Below are 19,994 nucleotides of genomic sequence, written 5' to 3' on the forward strand. Positions count from 1 at the left end.
CCGGTTGCGGGGCTGCTGCCACGTACGCCCACCTTCTGTCGGGGAACCGCCGGGGCGACGGCGCCGGCCCTAGATGCCGGGCAGTTCCAGATCGATGTCGAAGTCCCGGGCCGGTGCGGTGGATCCGGAGGCCCGGGAGGTGAGCCAGGCGTGGTGCGCCCCCACGCGCCGCCCGTCGGGGCGATGCCCCATGTCCAGGTCCCGCAAACGGCGCAGGGCGCTCTCGGCGAGCCCGGTCGCCTCCTCGGTCCGCCCGGCCGCGGCGAGGGTGGCCGCGAGGGAGTTCTCCGCGGCGGACACCCAGGCGTGGCTGTCGCCGAGCCGGTCGGTCAGGAGGTGCAGCGCGGCCCGGCCGGTGGCCTCCGCCTCCTCGACGGCGCCGGTGGCCCGCAGGTACACCGCGTGCCGGACGCCGGCCAGCGCGGCATAGGGGTGCCCGGCGCCGAGGCTGTTCTCCACGGCCCTGCCGCACAGCCGGGCCTCGTGTTCTGCCTCGTCGTGCTTGCCCAGGGCGTGCAGGTCGGCGGCGAGGCTGAAGCGGCAGCGCAGGGTGATCAGATCGTCGGCACCGAACCGGCTGGTCGTCTCGGCGAGCACCCGCCGGTCCCGTTCGAGGGCCTTCTCATAGCCGTAGACCCGCTCGTGGGAACGGGCGGAGTTGTAGGTGATGCGGCGTTCGCTGACGGCCAGCCCCAGTTCGATGATCAGGCGGGTGCCGGTGGTGACGTCGCCGTGGCGGTGCAGCCACTGCCGCAGCAGGTCCTGGGACTCCGCGTCGCGGCCCAGGGTGCGGTAGACCCAGGCCAGCAGGTCGGCGGCGTGCCAGACGGCCGGATCGTCCTCGCCGCCGACGGCCTGACGGCTGCGGAACCGGGCGAGGAGCCGGGCCAGCGCGTCGGGGGCCCGTCCGCTCAGGGCCTCGGTGAAGGCGAGGTTGTGCTCGACCTGCACGGTCGCGGCGTGCTGCGGTCCGAGCAGCAGCGTCAGGCCCTCCAGGACGGGGCGGGCCTGGAACAGCGCGTCGGAGAACCTGCCGAGGGAACGCAGGTTGGCGCCGTAGGAGTCGGCGGACAGCAGCGTTCTCGGGTGCAGGGGGCCGAGCAGCCGGCGGTGGCCGCGCAGGGCCTGTTCGGACAGCCGGCGGGCCGGTTCGTAGGCGCCGGTGAGGCGGTGGGCGCGTGCGGTGAAGTTGAGCAGGCGCAGGTACTCAGGTGACGGATCGCCGTCGTCCGCCGGGGCCCAGGACGCCTGGGCCCGCTCTGAGATGTCGAGCAGACGGGCGAGGTCGGCGGTCTCGCCGCGCTGGCTGAGGGCGTTGAGGTGGCGCAGCAGGGAGCGCTTCACACGGGGGCGGTGGTCCTCCCACAGACGCAGGGAGTACACCTCGCGGGCCCAGTCGGCGCTCAGGCCGCGGTCCTCGTCCGGGGTGAACTCGGCGAGGGTGCCGCGCAGCACCTGCTCGATGTGGGCGCGCTCGGCCGGGTCCATGGCGGTGCGGACGGCGTCGCGTACGGCGTGGTGCTGTCCGAGGGGCTGGTCGGGCCGGTCGAAGTCGACCTCCAGGAGTCCGACCCGGGACAGGGCCCACAGGGCGACGCTCACCATGTGCTCGTCGGGCATCCGCGCGTCGACCGGGATCCGGCGCACCGGCGCGGCGTCGGGGGTGTCGTCACGGGCGAGTTCGGAGAGGATGCGCCGGGAGCGGAGCAGTTCCAGGCCCATGCCGCGGCCGGTGAGCAGGGAGGCGGCGTTCAGCAGCCAGCCCAGGGCGTCGCTCGTACGGCTTTCCGCGCGCCAGGCGGCGGCGCCCGGGGTGTGCAGCACGGTCTGCCGCGCCACCCGCACCATGACCGGCACCGGCGGGGCGGCGCCGTCCTGTTCGAGGAGGGCCTGCTGGGCCGTGCGGTACTCGGCGAGGAGGTGGGCGACGGCCGCCCGGGCCGCGGCCTGGTCGCCCATGTTGTCGTCGCGCCGGTGGGCCGCCGCGCGTTCGGCGAGGCACAGGGCGGCGATGCGCAGGGCGAGCGGGACGAAACCCAGGACCTGGCCGACCCGCTGGGCCTGCTCCTCGTCGATCTCCGCGAGCCGTTCACCGAGGACGGCCCGGCACTCGGCCGGCGACATGGGAGGCAGGGAGAAGGCCGCCATGCCTGCCGTGGCCGGGGCGCTGCGGCTGGTGATCAGCACATGCCCGCGGGTGTGCGGGGTGGGCAGCATGTCCTGCAGCCCGTCGGGGGACTCGGCCCCGTCGTAGATGAGCAGCCAGCTCTGCGTGTCGGTGCGGGAGAGGTGTTCGAACAGGGCCGGGGAGGCCCCGTCGCCGGTGGTGATCAGGTCGAGCCGGCCGGCGAGCCGGTGCAGGCCGCGGCGGGCGCGCGGGATCTCCCAGGAACGCACCCACCACACCACGTCGTAGGCGGAGCCGAAGCGGTGGCACAGCTCGCGGACGATCTCGCTCTTGCCCCAGCCGCTCGCGGCGTGCACGACCAGCGGGGTGTGGTCCCGGCCCGCCGCGTGCAGTTCCTCCAGGAGAGCGCCGAGGACGTCGTCCCGGCCGACGAAGCCGCTGTAGCGGGGGGCAACGTTGGTGACCGCGGGCAGTCGCGGGAAACGGGCGCCGGGCGTGCCGTCCGCCGGTGGTGGTGCGCCGAGGCCGAGCCCGGCGTACAGCCGCCGCACCGCCTCGTCCTCGTCGGTGCCGCGCAGATCGATGCGTTCGTGGTGGGCGGCGCCCGGGTCGGGGAAGGGCTCGTCGGCCAGGACGATCCGGACGTCGGGATGGGACAGCGCGGCGAGCTGGGCGAGACCGGCGTGGTCCATGTCGGCCGGGGAGAGGAAGAGCAGCGCGGTGCCCGGGGCCGGCCGGTCGCCGGAGTAGGCGTCCAGGGCGCGCAGTTCGGTGCGGATGCCACCGCGCCGGAACTGGTCCTCCAGCCAGGCCGCCCAGGGCGCGTGGCGCTGGGAGTGGACGAGGGTGACCCGGCTGAGCGGCAGCGGGCGCCGGTTGCGGAGCCAGTCGGCCAGCCGTTCGTAGTAGGGACGCAGCCCGGTCACCGAGCCCTCCGGCTCGCTCTCGACCGCCAGTTGCCTGGTGTCGAGGTAGAGCGGGTGGTACGGGATCTCCAGGAAGGCGACCTCGGAGGTGCGGGAGGCCCGCGAGAGGGGCCCGAACTTGCGGCGCACCCGTTCGCGTGCGCCGCGCAGCCGGTCGTGCGACTCGACGTTGCTCTTCAGACCCAGGGCCAGCAGCCGCACGGGCCGGCCGGACCGGCCGCCGCTCATCTGCTCGGCCAGCGCGGCGGCGCCGTCGATGGACCAGGCGGTCATGGCGAAGCAGAGCACGAGGGAATCGGCGAGCGAGCCGAGTCTGCCCTCGGCCGGCGCGTCGAGCGCGTCGGGCAGCGGCGCCTCCACGAGCACGTGGTCATGGCCGAGGGCCCGTGGGTCGGAGGTGAGGGCGAGGAGGGACGAGGTGTCCGGGCGGGCGACGGCGTGGATGCGCCCGGGTTCGGGCTCGGGCACCGGGGCGTCGCCCGGCGTGGCGGTGGCCCGGCCGTCCACGATCAGGACGCTGCGGTTGCCGGCGGCCAGCAGGTCCGCGACGTTGCGCACCGTCGTGCTGACGCCGAGGTTCTCCGCGGTGGAGCAGAAGAGGGCGAACCGTCCCGAGCGGTCGGCTGCGTGGATGTCGGGCATGGCCACTCCGCTTCGGACGGCAGGTGCTGGACGGTGGGCACGACAGTCAGGGACGGTCAGTATAGGACGGGTTGCCCCTGATCAGACGGTTTCGCGCGAGGGCCGCGTCGGCACGGGGGCCGGTCATTGGCTCTCGTTGTGGCCGGTGACGAAGGGCTCGTCCGGGTCGCCGCCGGTCCGCAGCCTGCGCAGGGTCTCGCCCAGGACGGAGGACGGAAGCACGGCGAGGTCGTCCAGGGGCACGTCGGTGAGGTCCAGTACGACGGACTCCAGGGCGGCCTCGTCCCGCTCGGCACCCGCTTCCTCGAGCTCTGCCATGGCCCATCCTCCGCGGTGCCCGACGGACCGCCGTGTGGCGGCTCTCCACGCCCGGCGCATGCGTGTCCCGGGACTCGGTGTCCAGTGTTGACGTCCCCACGGGGTGCCGCGGGAAAACGGCGACTTTCGGGCGGTGGCGGCCCGGGACGACGGATTCTCGATGTTGACGGCCTGTCACCCCCACCGAATACTGGGCCCACTGGCGTGGCCCGGCCTGGCGGGCACGGGCCGGGCGGGCATGCGACCGGGGGGTGCGTATGAATCGGCTGCGCCATGCGGAGCCGCCGTGGCCGGTCACGGCCGACGTCGTGGCCAGGGAGGCGGCCGGCTGGGTGCCCGCGCCGTTCCATTCTTTCGTCCTGAAGGTGCACAGCCGCTGCGACCTCGCCTGTCAGTACTGCTACATGTACCGCTCCCAGGACCAGAGTTGGCGTACGCAACCGCGCACCATGGCGCCGGAGACGGTGGACCGCACGGCCGACCGCATCGCGGAGCACCTCGCGGCGCACGGTGTGCGTGAGGCCGCGGTGGTGCTGCACGGAGGTGAGCCACTGCTGGCCGGTGAGGCCGCTGTCGGACGCACCGTCTCGGTCCTGCGCGCGGCGGCCGGTCCCGGCGTACGCCTGCACTTCGCCCTGCAGACCAACGGCGTACGGCTGACCGAGCGCTGGCTCGACCTGTGCGCCGAGCACGGCATCCGCGTCTCGGTCAGCCTGGACGGGGACCGCGCGGCTCATGACCGGCACCGCCGCGGCGCGGACGGCCGCGGCAGTCACACACGGGTCACCGAGGCGCTGCGCCGCCTGGCCGACGGGCCCCATCGAGAGCTGTTCGCGGGCCTGTTGTGCACCATCGACCTGCGCAACGATCCGGTGCGCTGCTACGAGCACCTGCTGATGTACCGCCCGCCGTCCGTGGACTTCCTGCTGCCGCAGGGCAATTGGGGGACTCCCCCACCGGGGCTGCGCCCGGGCACGCCGTACGCGGACTGGCTGTGGCGGGTGTTCGAGCGGTGGTACGGGGCGGGACGGCGGGAGACCCGGGTGCGGTTGCTCGAGGACATGATGGCGCTGCTGCTCGGCGGGACACCGCAGACCGAGGTGCTGGGCCTGGCGCCGGTGAGGTACGCGGTGGTGGAGACGGACGGTTCGCTCGCCCAGGACGACACGCTGCGCACCGCGTACCACGGCGCCGCCCGGACGGGTCTGCACGTCGGGCGTGATTCCTTCGACGCGCTGCTGCGCCATCCGGGTGTCGCGGCCCGGCAGTGGGGAGTCGACGGCCTGTCCGCGCAGTGCCGTGCGTGCCGGCTGCGGGAGGTGTGCGGGGGCGGGCACTACGCCCACCGCTACCGTGCGGCCACGGGGTTCGCCAACCCCAGCGTCTACTGCGCCGACCTGGCGGCTCTGATCACGCGGGTCAGGGCACGGCTGGCCGCGGACCTGGACGGGCTGCGCGCCGCTGCGGCGGAAGCGGCATGAGGGGGCCGGTTCCGCTTCGTGTGCCGGGGAGGCTCTTCACCGCACTGGCTTCGGGCGGCGGCGGGGCCGATGCCCTGCGTCTGCTGGCCCGCGCCGAGCACAGCCGCCGGCTGGCCTGCGCGGTGGCGGTGGCGGAGACCGCCGCTGAGGCCGGCGGTGGCGTGGCCGATGCCGCCGCGCGCGCGTGGGAGGTGCTCACCGCCGCCCACCGGACGGATCCGGTGGCTGTGGCCGCGGTCCTGTCCCATCCGTCGGCGGGTACCGCGCTGACGGGTCTGCTGGCCCGGCTGGACAGGGTCGTCGCAGGCGGGCCGGGGGGCGCGTGCGCGCCGCCGGTCCACTGGTTCAGCGCCCTGGCCGCGGCCGCCGCGGTGCGCGCGGGCGTGCCCGGACGGGTGCGGTGGACCCTGGCGACGGACGAGGTGTTCCTGCCCTCGCTCGGCGGTGCCCGCTTCCCCGGTGCCCGGCCCGGTGACCTGGCCGAGGTGGTGGTCGACGCGGATGGCGCGGCCAGGATCGGGGTGGCCGGAGGCGGTCGCACGGACCGAGAGGTCGAGGTGCCGCGGGTCCCGTCCGGACCGTCGGGCCGGTGGCGGGCGGCGCACCGGCTCGTGGTGCCGGAGGCGGGCGCGCCGCTGCTCCTGGACGACGCCGACCCGTTGCGCTTCCCCGGTGTGCCCGCGCGGCCGCTGGGACTGCCGGAGGACGAATTGCGCCGGTGGCAGAGCACGGCGCGGGAGGCCTGCCGACTGCTGCGGGCCCACCATCCGCAGACCTACGCCGAACTCGTCGCCGGTCCGCGCACGTTGGTCCCGGTCGACCGCCCGGGCAGCTTCAGCGGCAGCAGCGCGGAGGCGTTCGGCGCCATGGCGCTGTCCCGGCCGCGCTCGGCGCGGGGCCTGGCCCTGTCCATGGCCCACGAGATGCAGCACGGCAAGTTCGCCGCCGTACTGCACCTGTTCGACCTCTTCGAGCCGGACGGCGAGGAGCTCTACTACGCGCCGTGGCGCCCCGACCCGCGGCCCCTGCTCGGCCTCTTCCACGGGGCGTACGCTCACCTGGGCGTGGCGGACTTCTGGAACCGCCGCCGGGCCGTGGAGCAGGATCCCGCCGAACGCGCCCTGGCCGAGGCGCAGTTCGCCCGCTGGCGGGTGGGCGCCCGGCAGGCCACGGAGGTCCTGCTGGCCTCCGGTCGGCTCACGGCCCTGGGCGAGCACTTCGCGCAGACGATGCTGGGCACGCTCGACGCCCTGTGCCGGCTTCCTCTCCCGGCCGAGGCCCGCCGCCGGGGCCTGGCCCTGGCGGCCGAGCACCGAACGGAGTGGGTCCGCAGGAACGGGGTGCCGGAGGCACAGCTGATCTGACCGCCGGCGTGAGGCGCCCGCGCATGCGAACGGGTGGGCGGCAGATGCCGCCCACCCGTTTGCATCAGCGCAACCGCAGACCTCAGGACTGCGGACGGCTGCCGTGGTTCGCGCCGTTCTTGCGGCGGGCCTTCTTCTTGCGACGTCGCTTCGAGGACATCGAACCTCCTCATTCCGGCTTTCGGTCACCATCCACCGGATCGCCGCGTCCGGTGGCTACAGGGCCACTTTCCAGCCGACGCGAACGCAAACACACGTGGTGCGATTGCACACGGGTGGCCTATGTCACGTTGGTGGCCATGGTCGGCCGCATGGCAGTCCGCCGTCGCACCTCATCGGATGCGCGCGGTTCGCTCCGGTCGGCGGTGGTTCCGGATACCTCCGAGAACCGGCCCGACCTTCGACTCATACGAGTCGGGACGACAGGATTTGAACCTGCGACCCCTTGACCCCCAGTCAAGTGCGCTACCAAGCTGCGCCACGTCCCGATGCGTGCCGCACGGGTGAAACCGCGTGATCACGCAGGTCAACCCTACCGCATGGGACGCGTGCCCCGGCCCGGCCCCCGACCGGCAGTCGCGCCCGCACCGGCACCCGCACCCGCACCCGCACCCGCACCCGCACCCGCACCCGCCCAAGCCTCTTCTCCAACCCGCGCCCGAGCACGCTCCGCGACCCGTACCGACGGGCGGTCCGGGCGCCGGGTCCATCCCGCGAGACCCACGGTCGAGACGGTGACGGCGAGGACGGCCCACCAGGGGAGTCCCGCCTGGGTGGCGTGCCCCGCGAAGGCCGTGACGCCCAGAAGGACAGTGGCCGCGCCTCCGGTGAGTTCGGCCCGCCGGGCGGACTGTCCCCGCGTCTCGTCCACGTCCTTCTCCCCTTCGCCCGCACGCTCGCCCGCACCGGCCGTCGCAACGACCGGGCATATGCCGCAAACAATACGCGAGTCCGCGGGAACTCCCCACCAGGGCACAGGGGTTGAGACGGACAGCGGGGGCCTCACCGACGCGTCCGTGTCCACACCGGGCGAGGGCACCCCGACGCGTGCACCGGGACGACGAAGTGTCCGCCCGACCCGGCCGGCACCCCACACTGTGTCCAGGCCGTTCCCCCGTGGGTCAGGGCTAGGGTCACCGCATGACGCACAGCTTCGTACTGCACATCCCCGACGCCGAGCTCGAACCCGAGCCCCTCGCGCCCGAGCAGATTGTCTCCGGGACGCCCGAGGTGACCGGGAAGGTGGTCTGGGAGTCGGAGGACGGACGTCAGGTGCGGGGCGTCTGGCAGATCACCCCCGGCGTGGTCACCGACACCGAGGCCGACGAACTGTTCGTCGTGATCAGCGGGTCGGCGACGATCGAGGTGGAGGGCGGGCCGACCCTCACGGTCGGGCCGGGCGACATGGCCGTGCTGCGCGAGGGCGACCGGACGACGTGGACGGTGCACGAGACCCTGCGCAAGGCGTACGCGATCAACCTCTGAACATCACCCGCGCGATGTCCGAGCAGCGCACGCTCTGCCTTCGAACACCGCACGCTGTGCCTTTGAGCAGCGCACGCTCTGCCCTTCGAACACCGCAGGTGCCTTTGAGCAGCGCACGTTCTGTCCTTCAGCGCCGCACGCTCTGCCGCACTGCGGCGACTTCGCCCGTGTGCAGGCTGAGCGCCCGACGCGCACAGCGCCCGCGCCGGCCGTGAGCGGCGCCCGCGTGATCAGGGGCCGGGCGCGGGCGCCGTCGACCCGCGGATCTCCAGGGTGGGCGAGGCGAGCTGGACGCGGCCCGCTCCGCCGGGGCCCTCGAGGCGTTCCAGGAGGCAGCGGGCCGCGCGGCGGCCGACCTCGTGGCTCGAGTTGTCGACCGTCGTCAGCCACACGTGCCGCAGGCGGGCGATGCTCGTGTTGTCGTAGCCGACGACGGACAGGTCGTGCGGGACGCGCAGGCCCAGTTCCTCGGCCGCCGAGAGCGCGCCGATGGCGGCGATGTCGTTGACGGCGAAGATGGCCGTGGGCCGGTCGGGGCGGCTGAGCAGCCGGACGGTCGTCCGGTAACCGCCCTCCTCGGTCATGTCGCTGGGCTCGACCACGGCCTGCTCGGCGAGCCCGTGCCGGCGCATCGTCGCCTCGAAACTCCGGTGCCGCAGTTCCCCGACCGCTCCGTAACCCGCGATGTGGGCGATCCGGCGGTGCCCGAGGCCGATCAGGTGCTCGGCCGCCAGCCGGGCCCCCCGCTCGTCGTCGCCCGCCACGACGTCGACGCCCGGCGGCGCCGGTTCGCGGGAGCCGGCCAGGACGACCGGGATCCGCGCGGCCACGTCCCCGAGGGCCGCCGGGTCGGGCAGTGTGCCGACCACGACCAGGCCGTCGACGCGCAGATCCAGCAGCGGGTCGGCCGGGTCCTGGCCGGTGCGGCGGTTGAGGCGGGCGTCGGCCAGCAGCATGCGCAGGTCGTTGGCGTGCAGCAGGGAGTTGAGGCCGTCGAGGAGGTCGACGAACCAGGGGTTGCGCAGATCGTTCAGGAGGACGCCGACCGTGCGGGTGCGCCGCTCGCTGAGGCTGCGGGCGGCGGCGTTGGGCCGGTAGCCGAGCTCCCGGGCCGCCCGGAGCACGGCGTCCCGCTTCTCGGGGCGCACCTGGTCGGAGCCGCGCAGCGCGAGGGAGACCAGCGACTTGGAGACACCGGCCCGCTCGGCCACGTCCCGGATCGTCGGCGGTCTCATGGGATGGACCGTTCCATGGGGTGGTACGGCTTGTCAAAGGAGGCGGCACGGCCCGTCAAAGGGTTGACAGCGTCGGCAGACCCCGCCCAGGGTGGCCTGGACAGGTTCTGGAACGGTCCAAAGAGGGGCTCTCATGGTGGACACGCTCGGCGTCGCCGTCATCGGATTCGGCTGGATGGGGCGGGTGCACACCCAGGCCTACGCGCGCGTGCGGCACCACTATCCGCAGCTCCCCCTCGCCCCGAAGCTGGTCACGGTCGCCGAGGAGGTGCCGGGCCGGGCCGAGGAGGCGGCCGCACAGTTCGGGTTCGCCTCGGCGACCCGGGACTGGCGCGAGGTGGCCGCCGATCCGCGGGTCCAGGCGGTCAGCATCACCGCGCCGAACTTCCTGCACCGTGAGATCGGCGTCGCCATGGCCGAGGCGGGCAAGCACATCTGGATCGAGAAGCCGGTGGGTCTGACCGCCGAGGACGCCGGCGCGGTCGCGGACGCGGTCGCCGCGGCCGGTGTGCAGGGCACGGTGGGCTTCAACTACCGCAACGCGCCCGCGGTCGAAGCGGCCCGCGAGCTGATCGCCGCCGGCGAGATCGGCACGGTCACGCATCTGCGCATCCGGCTGTTCAGCGACTACGCGGCGCATCCCGAAGGCGCGCTGACGTGGCGCTACGAGCGGGAGCGGGGCGGCAGCGGGGTGCTGGGCGACCTCGCCTCGCACGGCGTGGACCTGGCCCGTCACCTGGTCGGCGACATCGCGTCCCTGACGGCCGACACGGCGATCTTCGTCCCGGAGCGGGCCCGCCCGTCCGGCGCCACGGCCGGCCACAGCCGCGCCGCCGGGGGCGAACTCGGCCCGGTCGAGAACGAGGACTACGTCGGCTGCCTGCTGCGCTTCGCCTCCGGGGCCCGCGGCGTCCTGGAGGCCTGCCGGGTGTCGGTGGGCGAGCAGAACAACTACGGCTTCGAGGTGCACGGCACGAAGGGCGCGGTGTTCTGGGACTTCCGCCGCATGAACGAGCTGGGGGTCAGCCGCGGCACCACGTACCAGGACCAGTCCGTCACCACGGTGTACGTGGGCCCGGGCCACGGCGAGTTCGCCGCGTTCCAGCCCGGCGCGGCGAACGCCATGGGGTACGACGACCTGAAGGTCGTCGAGGCGTACCGCTTCCTGCGGTCCATCGCCGAGGGCACCCCGCACGGAGCGACGCTCACGGACGCCGTCCACAGTGCGGCCGCGCTGGACGCGATGGCGCGGTCGGCGCAGAGCGGGAGCTGGGCGGAGGTCACCGGCCGGGCGTGACTCCCGCCGTCAGGTGGGACTGGTGAGCCTGCGGCCCAGGTAGACCTTCACCGGCACGAGGGCCAGCCACATCCACATGATCCTGGGGCCGGCCACCATGGCCAGCGGGACGGTGGCGAGGAAGACCACCACGGACGAGGCGCTGTCCAGGAGGTAGAGGGTGCTCGCCGCCTCGGAGGGCGTGTCGTGGCGCAGCCAGGGGCGCTTCGCCAGCACGATGGCCACCCCCAGATGGCAGGCGCCCAGCGCGGCGACGGCGCCCGCGTACACGGCGACCGACACGGGCTGGGCGCCGTACTCGGCGAGCAGCCGGGTGGGAAACGGCACGAGGGCCGCGACACCGAGGCCGACCATCGAGATGCCGATCACCTGGCCGTCGATCTCCCGCACGTCCTGGAAGATCCGCCGGTGGTCGCGCCAGAAGCTCCCCAGCACCGCGACGCTCAGCGCGTAGGCCCCGAGGTCCGGGAGCAGCTCGCGCAGGGCCGCGCGGTACGCGGCGGGTTCGAGCTCCCGTGGCACGGAGAGGTCGAGGACGAGCAGCGTGATGGCGATGGCGAACACGCCGTCGACCAGGGTCACCAACCGCTCGGGGCCGCCGTCCGGGCGCGAGGTCCACATGGGCCGACGGTAGGCGCGGAGCCGGGCCTCGTTACGTATCCACGCCCGGTGGCGCCCCGGGGATCACACGGCCGCCTGCGGCGGCATGTTGTACGGCGTCACCACCTGGATGGCCGACGGCAGGGCGGGTCCGGCCGGCGGCAGCGCGTCGTGGGCGCGCATGACGGTGTGGCAGGCCTCGCGTACGTCCCGGCGGAGGTCGTGGTGGAGTACGGCGGACAGGCGGTGCTCCCGCAGCAGGCGTGTGTTGTCGTGGTCGAGGTCGTGCGCGACGAACACCGCGCAGTCGCGGCCGAGGTCGTCGAAGGCGCGCAGCGTGGCGATGTTGCCGCCGCCGATCGAGTACACCGCGCGGATGTCCGGGTCGCGTTCCAGTGCGGCCCGGACGAGGTCGTACTGGGTGGTGTCCAGTCCCTGGCCCTCGGCGATCTCGACCAGTGTGCGCCCCGGGTGCCGGGCGCGCATCGCGCTGCGAAAGCCCATCTCGCGCTCTTCCTCGTTGCGGAAGAACCCGCTGCTGAGGCTGGTGAGGATGTTGCCCGGGCGCTCCCCCAGCCACTGGCCCATCAGATACGCGGCCGTCGCACCCGCGGCCCGGTCGTCTATGCCGACGTAGGCGAGGCGGGCGCTGGCCGGCAGGTCGGTCACCAGCGTCACCACCGGGACGCCTGCGGCTGCGAGCCGGCCGACGGCGGCGGTCACCTCGGGGACGTCCGGGGCCTTGAGGATCACGCCCTGCGAGCCGCGCCGTGCGATGCGGTCGAGGGTCCGCACCAGCTCCGCGGCCGGGCCGGTCTCGCGGAAGTGGAAGCGGGAGCGCAGCACCGCCGGGCGCAGCGACGGCAGCTCGGCCTCCAGGGCGGCTCGGATGGCCGTGGTGAAGCGCTCGGGCGCCTGCATCACGATGTCGACCATGAACGTCCGGCCGACGAGGCGCACCTGGGTGCGCTGCCGGTCGAGATCGGCGATGGCCTGGCGGACCTCCCGGGCGGTGCTCTCACGCACTCCGCCCCTGCCGTTCAGCACCCGGTCGACGGTCGCCTCGCTCAGACCGGCCTGACGGGCGATCTCCCGGATCGGGAATGGGTGTCCCATGCGCCGGCTCCTTGAGGGGTTTTTGATGGCTTGCTGCTGGTTGTTCGAAGGGTTTGTACTGACAAGAATGACAGGGCTGCGTCGCTCCGTGACCCCGAAGGGACGACGATGTCCTTCACGTCCGTACACCACCGTGCCTGGCTGTCCGAGCAGGACTGTGATCTCGATGCGTTCCGCGACCTGGTGGAACGGGCTACGGACCCCGCCGACTATCCGCACGCCGGCGCGGTCGAGCGGAACGTACCCGTCTACGACTGCGGTCTGCTCGAAGGCGACCGGGTGGTCCAGGCCGAGCTGGTGCGGGCGCTCGCGGAGGGGCCCGGCATCGTGGTCTTCCGCGGTGCCTTCCCCGACCCGGACGTCGTGGACCGGACCACCGCCGTGTTCGAGGCGCTGATCGCCGAGCAGCGTGCCTCGGGCGCGGCGGCCGGTGACCACTTCGCCCGGCCCGGTGCCAACGACCGGGTGTGGAACGCGCTGGAGAAGGCGGCCCTCTACGACCCGGAGGCGTTCGCCGACTACTACGCCAACGACGTTCTGGCGCTGGTGGCCACCGCCTGGCTGGGCCCCGGCTACCAGGTCACCTCCCAGCTGAACGTGGTCAACCCGGGCGGCGCCGCCCAGAGGGCGCACCGGGACTACCACCTGGGTTTCCTGTCGAACGAGGTCGCCGCCGCCTATCCGGCGCACGTGCACCGCCTCTCCCCCGTGCTGACGCTCCAGGGCGCGGTCGCGCACTGCGACATGCCGGTGGAGTCCGGGCCGACGATGTACCTGCCGCACTCGCAGAAGTACCAGCCGGGCTATCTCGCCTGGCGGCTCCCGGAGTTCCGGGCGTACTTCGAGGCGCACCAGGTGCAGCTGCCGCTCGCCAAGGGCGACGCCGTGTTCTTCAACCCGGCGCTGTTCCACGCGGCCGGCACCAACCGCTCGGCGGACGTCCGGCGCATGGCGAATCTGCTCCAGGTGTCGTCCGCTTTCGGCCGCGCGATGGAGACGGTGGACCGGGAGGCCGTGGCGAACGCGGTGTACCCGGTCCTCCTCGAGCGCAAGGCCGAAGGCGCCGACCAGGCGTGGCTGGACCACGTGATCGCGGCGAGCGCCGAGGGCTACCCCTTCCCCACCAACCTCGACAGCGACCCTCCGGTCGACGGCCTGGCCCCGCCCTCGCAAGCGGATCTGGTGCGGCGGGCGCTGCGCGAGGAGTGGACACCGCAGGCGCTCCGGGCGGAACTGCGGTCCGGTGCCGAACGGCGAGAGAGCTGAGGAATTCGATGGGACTTCTCGACGACAAGGTCGTCCTGGTCAACGGCGGCAGCCAGGGGGTCGGCGCGGCCATCGCGCGGGCCGCGGTGCGCGAAGGGGCGGTGGTGGCCGTGACCGGGCGGCGCCCCGGGCCGGGTGAGGCCCTGGTGGCGGAACTGACCGCCGCGGGCGGCAAGGCCCTGTACGTGCGGGCCGACCTGTCGGACGCCGGGCAGGCGAAGGCCTCCGTGGCCCGGGTCGTGGAGACGTACGGCCGTGTCGACTGCCTGGTGAACTCCGCCGGTCTGACGTCCCGGGGGACGCTGCTGGACACCACGCCCGAGCTGTTCGACCAGCACATCGGGATCAACCTCAAGGGCCCGTTCTTCTCGATGCAGGCGGCGGTGGCCGACATGGTGGACCGTCAGGCGCCGGGCACGATCGTCAACATCATCACCTCGTCGGCGCACGGCGGGCAGCCGTTCCTCGCGCCCTATGTCGCCGCCAAGGCAGGACTGATCGGTCTGACCCGCAACGCCGCGCACGCGCACCGCTGGGACCGGATCCGGATCAACGGGCTCAACATCGGCTGGACGGCCACGGAGGGCGAGGACGCCACGCAGAAGACGTTTCACGGGGCCGGGGACGACTGGCGCGACGAAGCCGCCGCGAAGCTGCCCATGGGCAAGCTCGGCCAGCCGGACGAGATCGCCGACTTCGTGGTGTTCCTGCTGTCGGAGCGGTCCGGGGTGGTCACGGGGTCGGTGATCGACTGGGATCAGAACGTGTTGGGGGGACTCGACTAGGGATTTGCCGCGGATCGTCGTCGGTCGTGTGCGGCTCCGTCCTGGCTGATCGCGCCGGCCCCCGCGCCCCCGAAGAACAGGGGCGCGGCCCCCCCGTTTACCTATAGGAGCAACACCCATGCGCATCGGAATCCTCGGCCTCGGCCGCATCGGCGCCTTCCACGCCGAGACCCTCTCCGGACTCGACGCCGTCGACTCCCTCGTCCTGACCGATCCGTTCGCGGACGCCGCCAAGGCCGCCGCCGAGCGGTTCGGGGCCGATGTCGTGGATTCTCCGGAGGCGCTGCTGGCCGCCGGTGTGGACGGCATCGTCGTCGCCGCCGCCACGGACGCCCACCCGGCACTGATCCTGGCCGGTGTCGAGGCGGGTGTCCCCGTCTTCTGCGAGAAGCCCGTCGCCAGGACCATGGCCGAGGGGGTCGAGGTGCTCAAGGCCGTCGCGGGCCGGGACGTGCCGATCCAGATCGGCTACAACCGCCGCTTCGACGCCGGGTTCGTCAACGCCCGGGCCGCCGTGCAGAGCGGTGAGCTCGGCACGCTCCACACGGTCCGCTCGACCACGCTCGACCCGGCGCCCCCGCCGGCCGCATACGTCGCCGCGTCCGGCGGCATCTTCCGCGACTGCTCGGTGCACGACTTCGACATCATCCGCTGGGTGACGGGACGCGAGGTCAGGGAGGTGTACGCGGTCGGCGGCAACCGGGGTGCCGAGTACATCAAGGAGGCCGGTGACGCCGACACCACCGGCGCGATTCTCACCCTCGACGACGGCACCATCGCGGTCGTGTCCAACTCCCGTCACAACGCCCGCGGTTACGACGTCCGCATGGAGATCCACGGCTTTGAGGACTCCATCGCCGTCGGCCTGGAGGACAAGCTGCCGCTGCGCTCGGTGGAGCCCGGGGTGACCTTCCCGGCGGGCACGCCGCACGACTTCTTCATGGACCGCTTCACCGAGGCCTACCGCGCCGAACTGACCGCATTCACCGAGGTCGTCGCCGGCACCCGACCGTCGCCGTGCACGATCGAGGACGCCCTGGAGGCGGGCTGGATCGCCGACGCGTGCACCCTGTCGCTGCACGAGCACCGTCCGGTGACGATCGAGGAGGTACGGCAGGCATGAGCGGGACGGGCCGGGAACCCCTGCGCACAGGCGCGCTGGGAGCCGCGCGGATCACCGAGCGCTCCCTGATCGCCCCGGCCCGGGCGACCGGCCACCGCCTCGTCGCGGTGGCCGCCCGCGGCCCCGCCCGCGCCGAGGCGTTCGCCGCCGGGCACGGCGTGGAGCGGGTGGCCTCCTCATACGCAGAACTGTGGCCTCGTCGGACGCAGAACTGATCGCCGACCCCGCAACGCCTCACTGCCGCTGGACGCGGACGACGCGGTGACGACGATGCAGCCCATCGACGCGTGCTACCGGAGCGGGGTTCGCGCCGCGTTCGCGCCGCGTCGTGCGGTGACAGCGGCCGGGCCGCTGCTCTCCGGCGGCTCCTTCCCGACGCACCCAGCGGTCAGTCCGGCCGGTGCTCCGGCCCGCCGTGGCCGGTACTCGGGAAATCGGGGCTTGTGAAGTCCGGGCTCGTGAAGTCCGGGCTGGTGTAGCCGGGCGTACGGCCGGTCGGTGGGGGTGGCACCGTATGCTGCACGGCTTCCGCCGAGGCCGGGTCGGTGAGCGCCTCCCGCAGGAACGGCATGATGCCCCGCTCGAGCAGGGCCTCGAGCCAGGCGTCCCTGGCCCGGGTCACCTCGAGGGGCTCGGCGGGAGGACGGTCCGTCCTGTTGCGCAGGGCCGTGAGGAGCAGTCCGACGGCGGCGACGAGGAGCGAGACCCCGGTCACCGCGCCGAACAGCCAGCCGGTGGTGATGATCGTCCGGGCGATGGCCGTCTCCGGGTTGAGCATGCGCAGGATGTAGCCGACCAGCAGGAAGATCGCCGCGCCGGTGCCCGCGAGGAGGGGCCCCAGCACCGCGATGACGGCCGCCGGGCCGGCTCCGTCGGTTTCGGTGACCTCGCCTGCCGTCGTGGCGGCGCCCGGGGCGCTCGGGTCCGTCTCCGCCGGGGCGGTTGCGCGCCAGGACGGTGCGGACATCGCAGGACCGAGCTGTTCCTCGCGGACCTTCACGTAGTGGCGGTACTCGCTCCCCGCTGCCGCCGTGATGACCGCAGTGGCGTTGAGCGCCATGGTGCGCACCTGTGCGACGTCGAGCCGCCGCCCGAGAGCGGCCAGTTCCGGGCGGTGCGGTGCGGAGCGCAGCGCCGCGTCGAGGGTTCGCTCGTAGTCGGAGCGGTCCTGGTTCAGCAAGTGGACGGGCACGGTGAAGCGGTCGCCGGCCGGGGCTGCGGCCCGCGTGGCGCGCCAACTCGTCGACTGAGCACGGGGAACCGCCTCGGGGGCGTGGTCCGGGTGCTCGGTACGGGCCGCGACGGTGGTTCTTTCCGGCACCGCGGGCTCCGGAGCATGCTCGGGAGCCCGCGGCGTCACGGCTGCCTGGGTACGGGTCGTGGGCGCGGCCGGGCGGACGCCGATTCCGAGGAGCGAGGCGAGGACCCGTCGCCCGGGGGAGAGACGACGCCGCTGTTCGAGCGTGGGGGACCGGCGTTCCGAGCGTCGGTCCACGCCCAGGATGCTCGCGGCGATGCGCAGACGCGCACCGGGTCGCTGCGTCATCCGGTCCCCTCCTCGCCGACGGCCGGCCTCCGAGGGAGGGGCGGAGTCTCACGGCGGTGGCGTTCTCCGGCCGGGCTGTCCGCGGCATCGGCGGGCCGGTCGTTCGAGCGTGCCGTGTGCGGTGTGACGTTCCCCGTCTCCCTCGCTGTCCCGTCGCTCTCGCCGGACACCGGCCGCACGACGGCCGGCCCGGACAGCGCCACCGGTACGGGAGAGGGCGCTGCCGCGGCCGCGGCCTGCGGCGCGGGCTCCGGCACCGCCTGGGCCCCGACGCCCGCCTCGGGCTGCGGCCCGCCGGTGAGCGCGTCGCTCACCGACTGAACGCGGCCCAGCTGGGTCAGGATCACCGGTGCGGAGATGCCGACGACCAGTGCCGCGTAGGCACCGCTGATCTGGCCGGTGGTGCCGAGGAGCACCGCGGCGCCCGCACCCATCGCGCTGTGCACGACAGCCGCGACGGAATCACCCACAGGGTCGAAGTACTGCTGGAAGCGCGGAGGTTCCCCTTCTTGCGCGGAAGGTAATCGGCGGTGTCCTCGTCGGTCCGTGTGCCAGTCGAGGAACCGGGTGTAGACGTCCAGCAGACCCCGCAGTACGCCGCCCGCCCCGCCCAGCAGGATCAGCGTCGGCACGTCCACGGCTTCCCCCGCTTGCGAACGAGCGGCTCCGGCCTTCGGAGCGCTCCCCGAGCGTAGGGCCCGCCACGGAGCGAACGAAAGAGGGCTGGACGGACCTCGACGTCACCTGTACTGCGCCGGCTTCTCCACCAGATCGATCCGCACCCGGCCGCCGTCCTCCAGCGCCCTCACCCCCGCCTCGCACACCGCCGCCGCGGCGTAGCCGTCCCAGGTGCTGGGGCCGGTGGTCTCGCCGCGGCGGGTGGCGTCGACCCAGGCCTGGATCTCCTGGTCGTAGGCCGTCTCGAAGCGTTCGGTGAAGTCCTGGGCGATGGTGCCGCCCCAGCGGCCGGCCATGTTGGTGACCAGGGCGTGGCCGTCGCCGATGCGGGCGGTGCCGCGTTCGCAGACCACCTCGGCCTGGACCTGGTAGCCGAAGCCGCAGTTGACGAAGATCTCGACGTCGCTGAGGGCGCCGCCGTCGGTCTCGAAGACGACGAACTGGGGGTCCTGCAAGTCGTCCGGGGCGCTGGCCGAGGGGGTGGGGCGCAGCACCGTGACGGCTGTGATCTCTTGGCCCAGCAGCCAGCGGGTCGCGTCGGCCTCGTGGGCGACGGAGTCGCTGATGAGCATGGAGCTGGTGAAGAAGGGCGGGCTGGCCACGTTGCGGTGCCGGTTGTGCACCATCAGCGGGCGGCCCAGCTGACCGGTCGTCAGCAGGGCTTTCAGCTTCGCGTACTCGGGGTCGTAGCGGCGCATGAAACCGACCTGGACCCGGCGGTGGCCGAGGCGCAGTTCGGCTTCGAGGACGCGCAGGGCGGAGGCCGCGTCGGGGGTGAGCGGCTTCTCGCACAGGACGGGCAGATCGTGCTCGAAGGCGGCGAGGAGGGTGGCTTCGTGGGCCGGGCCCGGGGAGGCGATCAGGACGGCGTCGACGTCGGCCGCCGCCATCGCGGCCGCCGGGTCGGTGTGCGCGGTGCAGCCGTCGACACGGGCGGCGACGGCCTTCGCGCGCTCCGCGTCGACGTCCACGACGGCGGCCACGCGTGCTCCGCTGGTGACGTCGCGGATGCGGCGCACGTGGTCGGCGCCCATCCTTCCGGTACCGATGACCGCGATGCCCAGGGGGGCGCGCTCCGTCATGGCCGTCCTTTCGGGTCGTCAGGCGCCGCAGGACCTCAGGAACTTGCGGGTGCGCACCGCGATGGGCAGCGGCTTGTCCGGCTCACAGGGGTACATGTCCTGCTCGACGATGGCGAACAGGTCGACGCCGAGCTTCTGGGCCGCCGTGAGGACCGGGCCCAACTCAGGCACGCCCGCGGGCGGTTCGCACATCACGCCGCGCGCGACGGCGGGGCCGAACGGGACCTCGTTCTTGACGACGTCGGCGAGGATCTCCGGGTCGACCTGCTTGAGGTGCAGGTAGCCGATGCGCTCGCCGTAGGTCTCGATCAGCTTGACGCTGTCGCCGCCGCAGTAGGCGTAGTGCCCGGTGTCCAGGCAGAGGTTGACGGCGTCGGAGTCGGTCGAGTCGAGGAACCGCTCGACGTGTTCCTCGGTGTCGATGTGGGTGTCGGCGTGCGGGTGGACGACGATGTCCAGGCCGTACGTGTCCTTGACCTCGCGGCCGAGGCGTTCCATGCCGGTGGTGAGGTTGCGCCACTGCTCGGTGGTGAGCTCCGGCGCCTCCAGGATCTCGGCGGTCTTGTCGTCGCGCCAGAAGGACGGGATGACGACGAGGTGCCCCGCGTCCATGGCCTGGGTGAGGGCGGCCACGTTGCTGACCTGCTCCCAGGTGGAGTCCCACTCGGAGGGGCCGCGGTGCAGGCCGCAGAAGATGGTGCCGGCGGAGACCTTGAGGTTCCGCCTGGTCACCTCGTCGGTGAGCCGGGCCGGGTCGGTGGGCAGGTAGCCGTACGGGCCGAGTTCTATCCAGGAGTAGCCGGCCTCGGCGACCTCGTCGAGGAAGCGTTCCCAGGGGACCTGCTGGGGGTCGTCGGGGAACCAGACGCCCCAGGAGTCGGGGGCGGAGCCGACCCGGATGCGGTCGAGCGCGTGGGCCATG

The 19,994-nt window shown here is 73.3% G+C and carries 17 protein-coding genes, 1 tRNA gene and 1 pseudogene; 8 read left to right on the top strand and 11 right to left on the bottom strand.

Going from position 1 to position 19,994, the window contains the following annotated elements; translation table 11 throughout:
• Positions 1-69 precede the first annotated feature (69 nt).
• Positions 70-3,696, bottom strand: a complete 3,627-nt coding sequence (gene fxsT, locus ACIQU3_RS05340; RefSeq protein WP_403923434.1) for an FxSxx-COOH system tetratricopeptide repeat protein — start codon at positions 3,694-3,696, stop codon at positions 70-72.
• A gap of 123 nt (positions 3,697-3,819) precedes the next feature.
• On the bottom strand, positions 3,820-4,014 hold the full coding sequence (fxsA, locus tag ACIQU3_RS05345; RefSeq protein WP_403727384.1) for an FxSxx-COOH cyclophane-containing RiPP peptide: 195 nt from the start codon (positions 4,012-4,014) through the stop codon (positions 3,820-3,822).
• Positions 4,015-4,271: 257 nt separating this feature from the next.
• Here fxsA and ACIQU3_RS05350 point away from each other — a divergent pair, with 257 nt between their 5' ends.
• Positions 4,272-5,495 carry an FxsB family cyclophane-forming radical SAM/SPASM peptide maturase gene (locus ACIQU3_RS05350; protein ID WP_403727382.1) on the top strand — a complete coding sequence of 408 codons (1,224 nt, stop codon included), beginning with the start codon at positions 4,272-4,274 and terminating at the stop codon, positions 5,493-5,495.
• A complete protein-coding gene (locus tag ACIQU3_RS05355; protein ID WP_403923436.1) occupies positions 5,492-6,859 on the top strand; it encodes an HEXXH motif domain-containing protein in 1,368 nt (455 codons plus the stop codon). Before ACIQU3_RS05350 ends, ACIQU3_RS05355 begins: the two co-directional genes overlap by 4 nt.
• An 82-nt stretch (positions 6,860-6,941) precedes the next feature.
• Here the strand turns inward: ACIQU3_RS05355 and ACIQU3_RS05360 are convergent, their stop codons facing one another.
• Positions 6,942-7,019: a 50S ribosomal protein bL37 gene (locus ACIQU3_RS05360; RefSeq protein WP_370443954.1), complete on the bottom strand. Its 78-nt coding sequence runs from the start codon at positions 7,017-7,019 to the stop codon at positions 6,942-6,944.
• A gap of 254 nt (positions 7,020-7,273) precedes the next feature.
• A tRNA-Pro gene (locus ACIQU3_RS05365) sits at positions 7,274-7,347 on the bottom strand.
• Between the two features lie 652 nt (positions 7,348-7,999).
• Here ACIQU3_RS05365 and ACIQU3_RS05370 point away from each other — a divergent pair.
• Complete coding sequence (locus ACIQU3_RS05370; RefSeq protein ID WP_030840645.1) at positions 8,000-8,344, top strand: cupin domain-containing protein; 345 nt, start codon at positions 8,000-8,002, stop codon at positions 8,342-8,344.
• Positions 8,345-8,574: 230 nt separating this feature from the next.
• On the opposite strand, the gene ACIQU3_RS05375 is transcribed toward ACIQU3_RS05370, so the two are convergent.
• A complete protein-coding gene (locus ACIQU3_RS05375) occupies positions 8,575-9,579 on the bottom strand; it encodes a LacI family DNA-binding transcriptional regulator (RefSeq protein WP_403727375.1) in 1,005 nt (334 codons plus the stop codon).
• 133 nt (positions 9,580-9,712) lie between these two features.
• On the opposite strand from ACIQU3_RS05375, the gene ACIQU3_RS05380 reads away from it, so the two are divergent.
• Positions 9,713-10,876 carry a Gfo/Idh/MocA family protein gene (locus ACIQU3_RS05380; RefSeq protein ID WP_403727373.1) on the top strand — a complete coding sequence of 388 codons (1,164 nt, stop codon included), beginning with the start codon at positions 9,713-9,715 and terminating at the stop codon, positions 10,874-10,876.
• A 9-nt stretch (positions 10,877-10,885) separates the two neighbouring features.
• Here the strand turns inward: ACIQU3_RS05380 and ACIQU3_RS05385 are convergent, their stop codons facing one another.
• Both ACIQU3_RS05385 and ACIQU3_RS05390 read right to left on the bottom strand, forming a co-directional pair.
• Positions 10,886-11,497 (bottom strand): TMEM175 family protein, encoded by a 612-nt coding sequence (locus tag ACIQU3_RS05385; protein WP_403727371.1) that lies wholly within the window; start codon positions 11,495-11,497, stop codon positions 10,886-10,888.
• 63 nt (positions 11,498-11,560) lie between these two features.
• Positions 11,561-12,592: a LacI family DNA-binding transcriptional regulator gene (locus ACIQU3_RS05390; RefSeq protein ID WP_403727369.1), complete on the bottom strand. Its 1,032-nt coding sequence runs from the start codon at positions 12,590-12,592 to the stop codon at positions 11,561-11,563.
• A gap of 108 nt (positions 12,593-12,700) precedes the next feature.
• Between ACIQU3_RS05390 and ACIQU3_RS05395 the strand changes: the two genes are divergently transcribed.
• The 4 genes and pseudogenes from ACIQU3_RS05395 to ACIQU3_RS05410 form a co-directional block, all read left to right on the top strand.
• Positions 12,701-13,858: a phytanoyl-CoA dioxygenase family protein gene (locus ACIQU3_RS05395; RefSeq protein WP_403923438.1), complete on the top strand. Its 1,158-nt coding sequence runs from the start codon at positions 12,701-12,703 to the stop codon at positions 13,856-13,858.
• Between the two features lie 8 nt (positions 13,859-13,866).
• Entirely contained in the window at positions 13,867-14,643 is a 777-nt protein-coding gene (locus ACIQU3_RS05400) for an SDR family oxidoreductase (protein WP_403727365.1), read from the top strand.
• Between the two features lie 118 nt (positions 14,644-14,761).
• Entirely contained in the window at positions 14,762-15,766 is a 1,005-nt protein-coding gene (locus ACIQU3_RS05405) for a Gfo/Idh/MocA family oxidoreductase (protein ID WP_403727363.1), read from the top strand.
• Positions 15,763-15,957, top strand: a pseudogene (locus ACIQU3_RS05410) (gfo/Idh/MocA family oxidoreductase); the annotation flags it as partial. The gene ACIQU3_RS05405 and the pseudogene ACIQU3_RS05410, both read left to right, overlap by 4 nt.
• A gap of 197 nt (positions 15,958-16,154) precedes the next feature.
• Here ACIQU3_RS05410 and ACIQU3_RS05415 read toward each other — a convergent pair.
• The 4 genes from ACIQU3_RS05415 to ACIQU3_RS05430 form a co-directional block, all read right to left on the bottom strand.
• Positions 16,155-16,958, bottom strand: coding sequence for a hypothetical protein (locus ACIQU3_RS05415; RefSeq protein WP_403728254.1), 804 nt, complete (start codon positions 16,956-16,958; stop codon positions 16,155-16,157).
• 350 nt (positions 16,959-17,308) lie between these two features.
• Positions 17,309-17,944, bottom strand: a complete 636-nt coding sequence (locus ACIQU3_RS05420; protein WP_403727359.1) for a hypothetical protein — start codon at positions 17,942-17,944, stop codon at positions 17,309-17,311.
• A 108-nt stretch (positions 17,945-18,052) separates the two neighbouring features.
• Positions 18,053-19,072, bottom strand: coding sequence for a Gfo/Idh/MocA family protein (locus ACIQU3_RS05425; RefSeq protein WP_403727357.1), 1,020 nt, complete (start codon positions 19,070-19,072; stop codon positions 18,053-18,055).
• An 18-nt stretch (positions 19,073-19,090) separates the two neighbouring features.
• Complete coding sequence (locus tag ACIQU3_RS05430) at positions 19,091-19,993, bottom strand: sugar phosphate isomerase/epimerase family protein (RefSeq protein ID WP_403727354.1); 903 nt, start codon at positions 19,991-19,993, stop codon at positions 19,091-19,093.
• Position 19,994 lies beyond the last annotated feature (1 nt).

It is taken from the genome of Streptomyces sp. NPDC101110 (assembly GCF_044759525.1).
GTDB lineage: Bacteria > Actinomycetota > Actinomycetes > Streptomycetales > Streptomycetaceae > Streptomyces.

What these genes read in the sequence shown, in the direction of transcription:
- fxsT (WP_403923434.1), bottom strand. Translation starts at nt 3,696, where the DNA reads ATGCCCGACATCCACGCAGCCGACCGCTCGGGACGGTTCGCCCTCTTC.
- fxsA (WP_403727384.1), bottom strand. Translation starts at nt 4,014, where the DNA reads ATGGCAGAGCTCGAGGAAGCGGGTGCCGAGCGGGACGAGGCCGCCCTG.
- ACIQU3_RS05350 (WP_403727382.1), top strand. Translation starts at nt 4,272, where the DNA reads ATGAATCGGCTGCGCCATGCGGAGCCGCCGTGGCCGGTCACGGCCGAC.
- ACIQU3_RS05355 (WP_403923436.1), top strand. Translation starts at nt 5,492, where the DNA reads ATGAGGGGGCCGGTTCCGCTTCGTGTGCCGGGGAGGCTCTTCACCGCA.
- ACIQU3_RS05360 (WP_370443954.1), bottom strand. Translation starts at nt 7,019, where the DNA reads ATGTCCTCGAAGCGACGTCGCAAGAAGAAGGCCCGCCGCAAGAACGGC.
- ACIQU3_RS05370 (WP_030840645.1), top strand. Translation starts at nt 8,000, where the DNA reads ATGACGCACAGCTTCGTACTGCACATCCCCGACGCCGAGCTCGAACCC.
- ACIQU3_RS05375 (WP_403727375.1), bottom strand. Translation starts at nt 9,579, where the DNA reads ATGAGACCGCCGACGATCCGGGACGTGGCCGAGCGGGCCGGTGTCTCC.
- ACIQU3_RS05380 (WP_403727373.1), top strand. Translation starts at nt 9,713, where the DNA reads ATGGTGGACACGCTCGGCGTCGCCGTCATCGGATTCGGCTGGATGGGG.
- ACIQU3_RS05385 (WP_403727371.1), bottom strand. Translation starts at nt 11,497, where the DNA reads ATGTGGACCTCGCGCCCGGACGGCGGCCCCGAGCGGTTGGTGACCCTG.
- ACIQU3_RS05390 (WP_403727369.1), bottom strand. Translation starts at nt 12,592, where the DNA reads ATGGGACACCCATTCCCGATCCGGGAGATCGCCCGTCAGGCCGGTCTG.
- ACIQU3_RS05395 (WP_403923438.1), top strand. Translation starts at nt 12,701, where the DNA reads ATGTCCTTCACGTCCGTACACCACCGTGCCTGGCTGTCCGAGCAGGAC.
- ACIQU3_RS05400 (WP_403727365.1), top strand. Translation starts at nt 13,867, where the DNA reads ATGGGACTTCTCGACGACAAGGTCGTCCTGGTCAACGGCGGCAGCCAG.
- ACIQU3_RS05405 (WP_403727363.1), top strand. Translation starts at nt 14,762, where the DNA reads ATGCGCATCGGAATCCTCGGCCTCGGCCGCATCGGCGCCTTCCACGCC.
- ACIQU3_RS05425 (WP_403727357.1), bottom strand. Translation starts at nt 19,072, where the DNA reads ATGACGGAGCGCGCCCCCCTGGGCATCGCGGTCATCGGTACCGGAAGG.
- ACIQU3_RS05430 (WP_403727354.1), bottom strand. Translation starts at nt 19,993, where the DNA reads ATGGCCCACGCGCTCGACCGCATCCGGGTCGGCTCCGCCCCCGACTCC.